Genomic DNA, 12,600 nt, shown 5'->3' with positions numbered 1-12,600 from the left:
TCTAGCTTTGCGTAATTTCGTATCCATCGTTATCAAATGAAAAAATTTCCACTCTAAAATCACTAAATTTACTTTTTAAAACATCTTGTAAATTTTTAGCATCATCTTTGTAAGCGATGTTTAAAAAGCTTGAGCCTGAGCCTGAAAGTGTGCTCATTAGCGCTCCATTTTCATAAGCTACTTTTCGCACCTCAAAAAGCTCTTTTAAAGCACTCATTCTGCGCTCTTCATGCATCATATCTTCGCTTGCTACCCTTAAAAGGTCATACCTTTTTTCATAAAAACAAGAGGTCAAAAATGCAGCGTGAGAGAGGTTATTTACGCACTCTTTCATGGTGTAGTTTTTTGGCAAAATTTGCCTTGATGATGCAGTGCTCATCGGCTTATTTGGGATGACGACGACCGCTTTTATATCGTCGCTTAAATTTATTTTATTCGCATAAACATTGCCGTTTTTTACGACCGCGCTAATAAATCCGCCATGAACTGCTGGCGAGATATTATCTGGATGTGTTTCATAGATGATAGCTTTATTTAAAACGACGCTTTTACTAGCCTTAAATCCAGCCATCTCGTAAGCTGAAGCTATGGCTCCAACGATCACTGCGGAGCTGCTACCAAGTCCTCTTGAAAATGGAATATTGTTTTCAAAAACTATTCTGAAGTTTTCATTTTTGCCGGTTAGCTCTAAAAAAATTTCATTAAAAATGCTTAGAAAAATGTTGTTTCTTTTTAAATTTGTGCTATCACTTCCCTCGCCATTTATCGAGACTGAGCTAAATTTAGATGGTTCGATCTTTACGCTATTAAAAAGCTTTAAACTAAGTCCTAAAGCATCAAAACCAGGTCCTAAATTTGCACTTGTGGCAGGGATTAAGATATTCAAATTTTCTCCTAAACAGCTTGGATGATATAATTTGGAAGTGTATCTGAATTTAGTTTTAATTCATCTAAATTTAAAGGCAACACAAATCTCACTGGCTCAACTTTTTCAAGTGAAATTTCGCCCTCTTTTAGCACAAAGCTTAAATTTTTATTTGCTCTAATCGCTTGGCCACCATTTAGACTAAAGCCACTAACTGCGTAAAACTCACAGCCCTTTGCCAAAGAAAAAGTCTTTAAGATGACGTAGGCCACCTTTAGCCCCATGAAACTACCTGGCGTGTTTGCGTAGATGATCTTTGTGATGTTAAATTTAGAGGATAAATTTTCTAGGATTTTTATCAGAGCTTCGCTGACATGCTCGTCAGTTATGATCTCATCAAATTTTACGCCATCTTTATAGACTCCAACTAAAAGCGGAGTCGATAAAGAGACTACTAAAATTTCAATATTTTTTATGCAAATACCTTTTGATACTCTTTTAAAAGCTCGCCACTAAGCGTTGCGATCTCATAATTTTTCTCATCTGCCATTAAAGCAAGTGTTAGTTTGTGGTTTAGGTCGTGGCTGCCCGCAAATGCTGTATAGTCACCTAATAAAGGTGCTCCAAGCAAGCTCAAATCGCCAACTGCATCTAAAATTTTATGCCTTACAAACTCATTTTCAAATCTCAAACCCTCTGGGTTTAAAATATGCGTATCATCGATAGCCACAGCGTTATCAAGCGATGCACCAAGGGCTAGATTTTGAGCTTGCAAGCGTTGCAAATCTTTTAAAAAGCCAAAAGTTCTAGCACGAGCGATACTTTTTACAAATGAGCTCTTGCTAAATTCAAAAACATATCTTTGCTCGCCGATAACTGGGTGGTCAAATTTGATCGTATAGTCAAATTTTGGATTTCTTGAAGGCGAAGTTCGCACAAATTTTGACCCCTCAACCACCTCGACCTCGCGGCGGACAAGGATGACTTTTTTACCAGCGTCAAGATGTCTTATACCAGCTTCATCAAGCAACATACAAAAGCTTATCGCACTGCCGTCCATGACAGGAATTTCATTTGCATCAACTGAAATTCTAATATTATCAATGCCGTATCCATTTACAGCTGCCATTAGGTGCTCTATCGTGCTGATAAAGCCCTTTTCGTTGCCAACGACGGTTGCCATTTGCGTATTTATAACGTTTTTAGGCTCAGCTTTAAAACTAATACCAAGATCTTCGCGGTGCAAAATAATACCTGAATTTGCATCAAGAGGTTCTAGTATAAGTCTTATCGGCTCACCCTTATGAAGCCCTATACCAACGGTCTCAACGCGTCTTGCGATAGTAGTTTGTTTCAAAAATTTTCCTTATATTTTTTTGTTCGCTTATGATAGCACTAAAAAATCAAATTTGCAAATTTAATTCTTATCTATCATCGCCTTTGCGGCATCTAAGACACTTGTCACATTGTCTTTTATCCACTTTTTATCCATCCATTGTTGAGGCCTTACCTCTTCGCCTTGGACCAAAATTCCAAAGTGAAGGTGATCTCCAAGCGCAAGACCGCTCGTTCCAGTTGTGCCTATTTGATCGCCAGCAGCAACCATGTCGCCCTCTTTTACCTTCGCACTTGAGCAGTGACCATAAAGCGAATAAAGTCCAAATCCATGATCGATCACAATGTTTAAACCATAAATTCCATTCTCAGATGCTAGCACAACGCGACCTGCATTGCTGGCTATTATCGGAGCTGATGCCACGCTTGCAAAATCTATACCCATATGCCATGACTCACTTACTTGCTCGTTATTATATGTATAGAAGCGGTGGTCGGCAAAATCAGCTACTTTTTTGCCATTTCTAAGCGGGTAAAATGGGATGATATTAAAGCTGTTTGTGATGTCAGTATCAACGTTTGAAGTAAGTGCTGTTATCTTCTCTTCGTTTGAGTTTCTTAGTGTTTCATTGACAAATTTCATCTTCTCAAGTCTTGAAAGAGCGTTTGGATCTTTGGCATATTGATCTGTTAGATCAACGATCTTTCCATCTAAAAATCTATCATTTAAAGCAATAGTTGAAGTTTTGTATTTTACATTTTCATAAAAATATCTCACGTGAGATTTGCTCTCATTGCCCGCAAAGTCTCTTGCGATGACCTCAGCGCTAAAGTTTTCAACCTGCACTGGCCAAGCAACAAGTGCTGCGTAAAAGCCCTCTTTGTAAAATGGCACGGCCTTAAATTTCTTACTAAAATTTGTCTGGACATAGACCTCTTTTAGCTGATTGTCAGTCGCTCTAAAGACAACAACTGCGCTACCGCCTTTTGAGATAGAATAAGACTGAGAAAGCACGTAAAGATCAGGCTTAGAGGTATCAAGCACGACTTCAACTTTTTTGCTTGCTTTATTGCCTGTAAAAAAGCCCCATTTGCTAGTATCGACCGCTTCTATGCTCATCTCATAAGTATCTTTTTGAGCAAAAAAGCCAGTTTTTGGGAAGGTTAAATTTACATCAAGCTCAGTGCTTGGATTTTGTATGATTTGATTTAGTAAATTTAGGTCATTTTTGCCGTCATTTATGCTAATGCGCACAAATTTTATGCCGCTATCATCTTTAAATTTGATATTCATAGGCGAGCGAAGGTTCCAATAAACCTTATCAGCAACGCCGATAATTGGCTCGTTTCGCTCAAAGTCTTTCGACATCAAAGCATAACCAAAGCCACCAGCTAATATCAAAACAAGCAAAACTACAACAATGCCAAAACCACCTATTCCACGTCTATACATATATTATTACCTTAAATTTTATTTGCGAAATTTTACATATAATCAATAAATTTTTAGTTAATTACAAAATTTCTCTTACAGCTCTAGCTTCGCTCATCCAGTCAAAAAGTTCATCCCAGCGCTCATCTTTTATGAGACCTTTGCATAAATTTAGCTCTTTTTCAAACATATTTATCGCGGCAACAACGTTGTTCTTATTTTGCTTAAAGATATCGCTCCACATAAATGGCGAACTCTTTGCAACACGTATCATACCCTTAAATGTCGGTCCGCCAAGTGCAACGATGTGCCTTTTATCCTCTTCTTTTAATATCCCGCTAGCAAGCGAAAATGCAATAGCGTGAGGCAGATGCGAGATGAGACCCACGTGATGATCATGCTCTTTTGCACTCATGAAAATGATCTTCATGCCAAGACAAGAAAATAGCTCAACACTTCTTTTTACGTGCTTTTCTGCACTCTCAGCAAAGTCGCAAACTATGACAGTTGCGCCTGTGTAAAGTGACTTAAAGGCAGCCTCAGGACCAGAGTACTCAGTACCTGCCATCGGGTGAGCTGGGATGAAATTTTTACGAATTTTTTCTGGCACGGCTTCTATTATCTTTTGCTTTGTCGATCCAAAATCAATGATCGTCGTATCTTCGCTAATGTCAGTTAAATTTTGCACGATGCTTACGATAGCTTCGACTGGCACAGCCAAAAAGATGATGTCACACTTCTTTTTCATCTCATCGATGCTTAAAATTTCATGCACCAAGCCAAGTTCGAGTGCTTTTTTGCTGTGATTTTCATCTTTATCATATCCGCTGACACATGAGATCAATTTTTCATCTTTTAACGCAAGACCGAGCGAGCCACCCATAAGACCAAGTCCGATGATACCTATTTTCATAAAAAACCTTTAAAATTATAAAATTTAAATTTTTTAAAAATAAAATATGATATTATACGCACTTATACTAAAACTCTAGGTTAAATTTAATGAAAAAGAAATTATTTTTACTAGCACTAGCTTTAAGCAGTCTAAATGCACAAACGATCCAGTCAATAAATTTCAAAGGTCTAATCCACCTTTCACCTGATGTAGCCACGCAGATAATGGGGCTAAAAGTCGGTCAAGAGCTAACGCCAAAGCTTAGCGACAAGGCTATCACAAATTTATACAAGCAAAATTATTTTGATGATATCTACATAGAAGATACAGGTAATGGCAATCTTTTAGTAAAAGTAAAAGAGAAGCCAAGCGTAGCTAGAGTCGATCTAAAGGGCGTTGTGACAAACGACAAAACTGCGATCGAGTCGCTAATCAACATAAAACCTGGCAATATGTATGATGAGCTAACTATCGAAAAAACAAAAGAGAGAATTCGCCAGTACTACGAGTCAAAGGGCTACTTTGACACAGTTGTTGATGTAGAAAAACAGCCAGTTGCAGACAACGACAGCTCACTTTTTATCACTCTAAATATAAACCGCGGCGAAAATATGATAATCAAAAAGGTAAATTTAGTCGGCGCAAAAGAGTTTGACTATGACGATATCGAGCCAGTTGTTGCAAACAAAAGTAGAGAATTTATGGGCTGGCTTTGGGGCAGAAACGACGGAAAAGTTAAACTTTTTGAGCTTGAAAATGACCCAGCAAGAATTCAAGATAAGTATTTTCAGAAAGGCTATTTAGACGCGACTGTTTCGTCGCCTTATCTAAATGCGTCATTTGATAACTACACAGCTGACCTTACATACTACATCCACGAGGGCGAGCCTTATAAGGTTTCAAATGTAAGCATCACAGCACCTGAAGAGCTAGGACTTGATACTAAAAAGATCATAGACGACTTTAGACTTGAAGCTGGCGATACGATGAACTCAGCAAGACTTCGCCAAGATATGAAAAAGCTTGACGATATGGTCGCTGACAAGGGTTATGCATTTGTCAAAGTCTATCCAAAAACTGATAAATTTGATGAAAATAAAACAGTTGATATCGACTATGAAGTTGATCCTGGCGAAAAAGTATATATAAGAAATGTTCAAATTTCAGGAAACGATAGAACAGTTGATCGTGTCGTAAGACGTGAGCTATATCTAACTGAGGGAAATTTATATAGTAGAACTGACCTTCAAGACTCAAAAGATGCATTAAAAAGAACAAGCTACTTTGACGATGTCGAGATAGAAGAAGATCCAGTTGATAAAAATACAGTCGATCTAAAAGTAAAAGTAAAAGAGGCTTCAACTGGCTCGATAAGTGGCGGTATCGGATACGGAAGTAGCGATGGCTTGCTACTAAACGCTGCACTTTCTGACACAAACATCTTTGGCTCTGGTCTTCAAGGACAAGTAAGCGTAGATAAGAGTGATAGAGAGCTTTCAGGTCAGATAAGTCTTACAAATCCAAGAATTTTTGACTCAGAGTATAGCCTTGGCGGAACACTCTATGCAAACGACTATGACTGGAGAACATATAAAGAGAGAAGCTACGGCTTTAGTACAACACTAGGTAGAAAATTAACTAGAAATTTAAGTGCATCACTTACTTATAATATCGAGCAAAGTAAAGTTACTCTAAAAGATGATGAGCTAAGAGATATTAATAGATACACAGGCAAAGAAATTTATAGAGAAGGCAAGGCTATAAAAAGCGCTATAACTCCGGCTTTAACATATAATAGCACTGATGATTACTACTTGCCAAGACGCGGTATCATAGCTAGCACATCATTTGAGATAGCAGGACTTGGTGGTGATATGGATTTTGTTAAAAACCGCACAAATTTCAACTACTATCTAGGTCTTAGAGAGTACATCGACTACGATCTTATCTTAAGATATAAAGCAAGCTTTGGCAAAATTTGGGAGAGAGGCTATACTCCGATCAACGAAAGACTTTACCTTGGCGGTATAAGAAGCTTACGTGGTTACGAGAGCAGAACTGTATCTCCAAAAGTAAAATATAATGGCGACTACTATGAATACGGCGGCGAAACATCATTTAACAACTCAGTTGAGATGAGCTTCCCTATAGTAGAGCGCGTTAAAATGCGTGGCGTTGTATTTTATGACTATGGTATGATCGGCGAAAATAGCCTAAATGAGATAAAAAGATCATCAGTTGGTACAGGTATCGAGTGGATAACTCCTATCGGACCACTTCAACTAATCTTCGCAAAAGCTCTTAAACCTAAAGAGGGCGATGATACAAATACTTTTGAATTTACTATCGGAAGACGCTTCTAATAAGATACTTTTAAGGGGCTAGTTTGCCCCTTAAATCCCCCACAAACAAACAAACTTTAAGTCATATAAGAAAAAGCAAGGCTAACATTAGATATAATCCCACAATTTTTAATATAAGTGGGTAAAAAGATGAATTTCTCAGACATTTTTTCAAAGATAAGAAAAGCTCAACCTCGTCCAGAAGAAGCACCTACACACTGGGTAAAATGCGACAACTGCCACTCACTGATGTATTACAAAGAAGTTGAAGCTTGTTTTAATGTATGCCCAAAATGCGGCTACCACATGAGATTAAAAGCTGATGATCGCATAAATTTGATCTGCGATGAAGGTAGCTTTGTAGAATTTGACGCAAATTTAAAACCAGTAGATCCTTTAAATTTTGTCGATAAAAAATCATACAAAAAAAGAATCACAGAAAATAAAGAAAAAACAGGACGCACAAGCTCAGTGATATGTGGCGAAGGCAAATGCAACGGACAAGAGATCCAGCTAGTTGTTTTTGACTTTGGCTTTATGGGCGGCTCACTAGCTTCAGTTGAGGGCGAAAAGATCGTAAGAGCGATAAAACGCGCGATCGAAAAACAACAAGCCTTAATCATCGTAAGCGCATCTGGCGGCGCTAGAATGCAAGAGAGCACATTTTCTTTGATGCAGATGTCAAAGACTTCAGCAGCCCTAAAACTTCTTGATGAAGCAAGGCTCCCATACATTTCTATCCTTACAGATCCTACGATGGGTGGCGTTAGCGCATCATTTGCATGGCTTGGAGATCTAATAATCGCTGAACCTGGCGCACTAATAGGATTTGCAGGCCAAAGGGTCATCAAACAAACCATAGGCGCTGATCTTCCAGAGGGCTTTCAAAGGGCTGAATTTTTGCTTGAGCATGGCCTCATAGATGACATCGTGCCAAGAAGCGAGCACAAAAAATATCTAAGCGATATGGTTAAATTTCTTACAAACAACAAAGCTATGATCTCTAAAAGCGAAGTGACAACTGGAAACGAAGCTGGCTTTGAGCTAAAGCTAAAAACCAAAGGGTAAGTTTGGAAATTTCGGTTTTTAGCATTCAAAAATCATCGCGTGACAACTTTGAAAACGAGATACAAGAATATATAAAAATGAGTGCAAAATTTGCCAAGATAAACGACAAAATAATATTTAATGAAAAGATAGCAAAGGCTCAAAGTAGTGGCAAAAGTGACGCACTAAGAGCTTATGATGAAATTTACGAGCCAAATTTAAAAGGCTTTTGCGTGATGCTTGATGAAAATGGCTCACAGCTTGACAGCCAAGAATTTGCTCAAATTTTAAACTCAAATTCACAGATCAATTTTTTCATAGGTGGAGCTTATGGGCTTAGCCAAAATTTAAAAAACAAGGCACAAAAAGTCGTAAGCTTAAGCAAGATGACTATGGCACACAAAGTCGCCAAGCTCGTACTTTTTGAGCAAATTTTTAGAGGGCTTTGCATAAATGCAAACCACCCATATCACAAATAAAGGAATATAAAATGACTCAAAACGAGCTAAATTTTTTCAAAAAGCTACTTGAAGAGCGAAAATTACAAATCAAAAAAAACATTTATGACTCATCAGTTGAAGTAAGCGGTTTAAGAGATAGTGGCGTAAGCGATGAATTTGACATCGCCTCAGTAAATACCGACCAGCTTATAGAACAGTCTATCTCAACCCAACAACGAGCCGAGCTAATGGAGATCGACGAGGCACTTGAAAAGATAGCAAACAAGACTTATGGAATTTGTGACATGTGCGAAGAGGAGATCGGCATCCCTCGCCTAAAAGTAAAACCGCATGCAAAATACTGCATAGCTTGTCGTGAGATAATAGAAAAAACAGCAAAAAACTAAGGAGAAAATATGAAAACCAGAAAATTTCTCGTCTACTGCATCATCTACACAGCAGTTGTTGCAGGACTTACCTATTCTCTTAATAGTTCAGACTTCACCTTTGAGCTCTTAGGTCAAGCCATAACCTTGCCAGTAGCTGTCTGGGTGGCACTTCCAGTAGCTCTTTTGGCGCTCCTTGCCCTACTTCACATCGCATATCACGGATACGCCTTTTATAGATATAAAAAATGGATAAAAAAAGATAGCCAACTTTACAAAGACCTTGCAAAAGAGACGCTTCTTGGCTTTGAGAGCAACAAAGACTTTAAAACCGACACTTACAAGATCGCCTCACAGCTCACTCGCTCTATCTCACCAGTGGGCGAGCTTAAGGACGTTGGCGTTGATGACGGCGAGATAAACAACATCTTACAAACCATAAAAAGCATAAAAGACAAAGAGATCGTCGATCTAAAGAAATTTAGGCTAGCAAAAGATAGCAAGCTAAACATCCTAAACGAGCTAAACAAGATCGAGCAGCTGCCTACTTACTATCTTGACGTGCTTAAAAACCAAGAACAAAACGAGAGCCTTAAAAAGGCAGCCTTTAACAAGCTCATAAAAACAGCTTCATTTAGTGAGATTAAAAAAATTGATCCAGAGCTAGCAAGCGAAGATATAATGACCATTATCACGCGTTTCGTAAATGATGAGATCGACCTAAGTAGTGATGAAATTTTTGGTCTTCTAAACAATGCAAAAGTGACAAAAGCACAATACGACAAAGCAGCCATAATGCTTAAAAACAAGCTAAAACCAGATGCATTTATCGGCATCTTTGAAAAGCTAAAAAGCATCCATGCTGACGCTGACGAGGCCTACGTATATGCGTTATTTGAGCTTCAGATGCTTGATAAAGTAAGAGAAGCTATCGAGGGTAGCGACCCTGATGAGTTTAAAGAGATAAAGGTTTTACTATTTTTACGAGATAACGGCAAAATGGTGCCTAGCTCGCTATTTTTTAAATGATAGACTTTAGTAAAAAGCCACTTTTCTTAGCGCCACTTGCTGGCTTTTCTGACCTGCCGTTACGAAGCGTCGTAAAGAAATTTGGCTGTGATGTCACTGTTAGCGAGATGATCAGTGCAAATGCCCTAGTCTATGAGAGCAGTGACAAAACCCTTGAAATGCTTAAAAAATCCCCAAACGAAGAGCCATACGTCGTCCAGATAGCTGGCAGCGACATAGAAAATTTAAAAAAAGCCGTGCAGATAATCAATAAATTTGATGGAATTTACGGGCTCGATCTAAACTGCGGCTGTCCTGTGCCAAAGGTCGTTAGACAAGGTGCGGGTTCTGCTTTATTAAACGATCTTGACAAACTTCAAAGCATCATCTCAGCCATAAAAAGCGTCTCAAACAAAGAGAGCCTAAGTGTTAAATTTAGACTTGGTTTTAACGACAAAAATGAAGAGAAAATCGCAAAGGCCTGTGAAGAAGCTGGCGCAGACTACATCGCAGTGCATGGGCGCACCAGAGCTGGCGGATACAGCGCAAAGGTTGATTACGAAGCGATCGCTAGAGTAAAGGCGAGCGTAAAAATCCCAGTAGTCGCAAATGGCGATATAAACGCACAAAATGCAGATGAAATTTTAAATTTCACAAAATGCGACGCCCTAATGATCGGTAGAGCAAGCATCGGTAACCCTTGGATATTTCACGAGATAAAGACCAAAACTAGCGTTGATAAGGCACTAAAGCAAAAGATCATCCTAGCTCACTTTGACGCGATGATCGAGCACTACGGCGAGCACGGACTTTGCATATTTAGAAAGCACCTCCACCAATACAGCAAGGGCATAGATGGCGCAACAACATTTAGAAATGAGGTAAATTTCATCAAAGACGTGACAGCGATGAGAGAGCGCATAAGGGAGTTTTTTGCCTAGATGCAAGGCTACATCCTGCGCGTGCAAAAGGTCAGAGACGAGGACCTTTTAGTCTTTGTGCTAACGCCAAATTTGCTCGTAAAGTCATATAGATTTTTTGGCGCTCGCCACTCAAACATCATGACTGGTTACAAGATCGACTTTGAGCTCGAGCAAGAGGCTAAGTTTCTACCAAAGCTTAGGAGCATACTTCATCTTGGCTTTAAATGGCTGCTAGAGCGTGACAAACTCATTATTTGGCAGCAGTTTATGCGCCTACTATATGATCATCTAAAAGAGGTCGAGCAGCTCGATGAAATTTACTTTAACGAGCTTGATCGCTGTGCCAAACAGATGCAGCTGCAAAACCCAAAACGCCTCATCATCGAAAGCTACGTTAAAATTTTAGAGTATGAAGGCAGGCTTCACAGCGAGCTTGAGTGCTTTATCTGCGACGAGGAGATAGAGAGCGAGCTTTGCCTAACTCGTGGCTTTTTGCCCTCTCACAAGCACTGCCTTGACAGGAGCGAATTTGACGCTAGCAAGATCAAAAATTTGTTTGACACAAAAAGCACCATCGAGCTAAATGACGATGAGATAAACCGCCTTTATAAGATTTTACTTGACGGACTTTAAGCTTTTACCTTCGTCCTCTCATCAAATTCTTTTAAAACGTCCATTATCTTACTTGCTAGCCCCTCGAGTGTTTGATCTTTTTTAAGCTCTAAATTTCTAAGCTTTAAAATCCTAGCTAGTATATCTTTCAGATCTTTCTTACCAGATAGTATCTCATCATAATAAGCCTTTGGTATGCCTATCTCGCTTCTATCTTGCTTTGTAAGTATGAGTTTGTCTCTATATACATTGCGAGCCTCATCAGTTATTCTTGTTGTGCCACCTTGCAGTGCAAGACCTTGCTCGTTTTTTAAAAATGCGACAAAGATTTGCTCCTTTGTATAACCTTGTTCATTGTCATATACAGACATATCGGGCTTAAAGTCATATCCAGCACTGCTAACCCACATATAAGGGATAGTATGCTCAGTTGTCATCACTTCTGGAGAAAAGTCAAGGAAATTTCCATTAACTTCTACATTTATATCTTTTAGATCATTTATTAGCTTGCGTGCATTCTCTACGTCTTGAGTTGTTCTAAATACATGAGTTACCTTCTCATTGCTCCTATCGGTTAGTCCATCTATCTCATCACTTGACATCCTACCCATTAGATATTCGAAATGATCCATTTTTTTATCTTTTGAAAAGTAGCCCTTTGGCATCTTTGCTAGATCTTCATTTGAGTAAAACTCTTTACCCTTGCTAATAACTCCAGCTGAAATTTGATCAAAAATTTTATAGTATTGCTTTATTGTGTCTGCTAGATCGATATTTGCAAAGCTATCCTCTCCAAATAGCACATTATCTTTTTTTGTATTCATTGAAAAATTTGTAAAATTTGGATGTTTTTGATTGTGCAGCACTATAGCATCAAGTGTGCTTTTGTGGATTTTAAAGTCCTGTGGCAAGCCTGCTGCTTTGTTAAAATCAGCTCCCATAAATCCTTTAGCATCTACACTATATCCATAACCCTCTTGTGAAGTAAATTTAGCCTGATAAAGAGAGTCGATACTGCTAGATGAAACAAAGTCATTCTTAGGAGTAGTGGTTTGGCTAATAGAATTTATATTTGGAGTGTTAGGTAAGAAATTTGCAAAGCCTTCGCTTTTTGTCTGTTTTTGGTAGTGCTGTTTTGTTAAGATGGAGTTATAAGAGACTTTCATAGCTTACTCCTTGAAATTTACTTCAAAGAGTAAGCAAAAGTTGTGCCGTAAATTTTTATCAACAGGGAAGCATTTTGTGTAGAGATAAGTTATATATAAACTAAATCGCTAAAAGGTCGATTTAGTTATTGATTATACTCTAGCCCATA

Annotated in this window: 13 protein-coding genes; 7 read left to right on the top strand and 6 right to left on the bottom strand. The window is 38.5% G+C overall.

From position 1 onward, the window contains the following. Position 1: 1 nt before the first annotated feature. The 5 genes from thrB to CVT14_RS03065 all read right to left on the bottom strand — a co-directional run bounded on the left by thrB (position 2) and on the right by CVT14_RS03065 (position 4,545). Positions 2-886, bottom strand: coding sequence for a homoserine kinase (thrB, locus tag CVT14_RS03085; protein ID WP_103576128.1), 885 nt, complete (start codon positions 884-886; stop codon positions 2-4). A gap of 8 nt (positions 887-894) precedes the next feature. Continuing rightward, positions 895-1,257 carry a glycoprotease gene (locus CVT14_RS03080; RefSeq protein ID WP_107849664.1) on the bottom strand — a complete coding sequence of 121 codons (363 nt, stop codon included), beginning with the start codon at positions 1,255-1,257 and terminating at the stop codon, positions 895-897. Between the two features lie 80 nt (positions 1,258-1,337). Next, complete coding sequence (gene lpxC / locus CVT14_RS03075) at positions 1,338-2,222, bottom strand: UDP-3-O-acyl-N-acetylglucosamine deacetylase (protein WP_107849663.1); 885 nt, start codon at positions 2,220-2,222, stop codon at positions 1,338-1,340. 60 nt (positions 2,223-2,282) lie between these two features. Next, positions 2,283-3,653 (bottom strand): M23 family metallopeptidase, encoded by a 1,371-nt coding sequence (locus tag CVT14_RS03070; protein WP_107849662.1) that lies wholly within the window; start codon positions 3,651-3,653, stop codon positions 2,283-2,285. Between the two features lie 61 nt (positions 3,654-3,714). After that, entirely contained in the window at positions 3,715-4,545 is an 831-nt protein-coding gene (locus tag CVT14_RS03065) for a prephenate dehydrogenase (RefSeq protein ID WP_021089629.1), read from the bottom strand. An 89-nt stretch (positions 4,546-4,634) separates the two neighbouring features. Here CVT14_RS03065 and bamA point away from each other — a divergent pair, with 89 nt between their 5' ends. From bamA to recO, 7 genes are all read left to right on the top strand, one after another. Then, positions 4,635-6,890 carry an outer membrane protein assembly factor BamA gene (gene bamA, locus CVT14_RS03060; RefSeq protein WP_107849661.1) on the top strand — a complete coding sequence of 752 codons (2,256 nt, stop codon included), beginning with the start codon at positions 4,635-4,637 and terminating at the stop codon, positions 6,888-6,890. Positions 6,891-7,019: 129 nt separating this feature from the next. Further along, positions 7,020-7,937, top strand: a complete 918-nt coding sequence (accD, locus tag CVT14_RS03055) for an acetyl-CoA carboxylase, carboxyltransferase subunit beta (protein ID WP_107849660.1) — start codon at positions 7,020-7,022, stop codon at positions 7,935-7,937. 2 nt (positions 7,938-7,939) lie between these two features. Beyond that, a complete protein-coding gene (locus CVT14_RS03050) occupies positions 7,940-8,395 on the top strand; it encodes a 23S rRNA (pseudouridine(1915)-N(3))-methyltransferase RlmH (protein ID WP_103608339.1) in 456 nt (151 codons plus the stop codon). 11 nt (positions 8,396-8,406) lie between these two features. Beyond that, complete coding sequence (gene dksA / locus CVT14_RS03045; protein WP_004317233.1) at positions 8,407-8,763, top strand: RNA polymerase-binding protein DksA; 357 nt, start codon at positions 8,407-8,409, stop codon at positions 8,761-8,763. A gap of 9 nt (positions 8,764-8,772) precedes the next feature. Further along, on the top strand, positions 8,773-9,771 hold the full coding sequence (locus tag CVT14_RS03040; protein WP_107849659.1) for a uroporphyrinogen III synthase HEM4: 999 nt from the start codon (positions 8,773-8,775) through the stop codon (positions 9,769-9,771). Then, entirely contained in the window at positions 9,768-10,691 is a 924-nt protein-coding gene (locus CVT14_RS03035; RefSeq protein WP_107849658.1) for a tRNA dihydrouridine synthase, read from the top strand. Before CVT14_RS03040 ends, CVT14_RS03035 begins: the two co-directional genes overlap by 4 nt. Then, a complete protein-coding gene (gene recO, locus CVT14_RS03030) occupies positions 10,692-11,306 on the top strand; it encodes a recombination protein RecO (RefSeq protein ID WP_021087592.1) in 615 nt (204 codons plus the stop codon). On the opposite strand, the gene CVT14_RS03025 is transcribed toward recO, so the two are convergent. Further along, positions 11,303-12,451 (bottom strand): Cj0814 family flagellar-dependent secreted protein, encoded by a 1,149-nt coding sequence (locus CVT14_RS03025; protein ID WP_107849657.1) that lies wholly within the window; start codon positions 12,449-12,451, stop codon positions 11,303-11,305. The genes recO and CVT14_RS03025 overlap by 4 nt on opposite strands. Between the last annotated feature and the right edge of the window lie 149 nt (positions 12,452-12,600).

The organism is Campylobacter concisus (assembly GCF_003048445.1).
Lineage (GTDB): Bacteria > Campylobacterota > Campylobacteria > Campylobacterales > Campylobacteraceae > Campylobacter_A > Campylobacter_A concisus_BF.
The sequence above is the reverse complement of the archived record's forward strand: the minus strand, read 5'-3'. Positions and strand labels throughout refer to the sequence as shown.

Excerpts from the sequence above, each read along its gene's own strand:
- accD (WP_107849660.1), top strand. The coding sequence starts at position 7,020 with ATGAATTTCTCAGACATTTTTTCAAAGATAAGAAAAGCTCAACCTCGT.
- CVT14_RS03035 (WP_107849658.1), top strand. The coding sequence starts at position 9,768 with ATGATAGACTTTAGTAAAAAGCCACTTTTCTTAGCGCCACTTGCTGGC.
- CVT14_RS03025 (WP_107849657.1), bottom strand. The coding sequence starts at position 12,451 with ATGAAAGTCTCTTATAACTCCATCTTAACAAAACAGCACTACCAAAAA.
- CVT14_RS03070 (WP_107849662.1), bottom strand. The coding sequence starts at position 3,653 with ATGTATAGACGTGGAATAGGTGGTTTTGGCATTGTTGTAGTTTTGCTT.
- bamA (WP_107849661.1), top strand. The coding sequence starts at position 4,635 with ATGAAAAAGAAATTATTTTTACTAGCACTAGCTTTAAGCAGTCTAAAT.
- CVT14_RS03040 (WP_107849659.1), top strand. The coding sequence starts at position 8,773 with ATGAAAACCAGAAAATTTCTCGTCTACTGCATCATCTACACAGCAGTT.
- CVT14_RS03065 (WP_021089629.1), bottom strand. The coding sequence starts at position 4,545 with ATGAAAATAGGTATCATCGGACTTGGTCTTATGGGTGGCTCGCTCGGT.
- dksA (WP_004317233.1), top strand. The coding sequence starts at position 8,407 with ATGACTCAAAACGAGCTAAATTTTTTCAAAAAGCTACTTGAAGAGCGA.
- recO (WP_021087592.1), top strand. The coding sequence starts at position 10,692 with ATGCAAGGCTACATCCTGCGCGTGCAAAAGGTCAGAGACGAGGACCTT.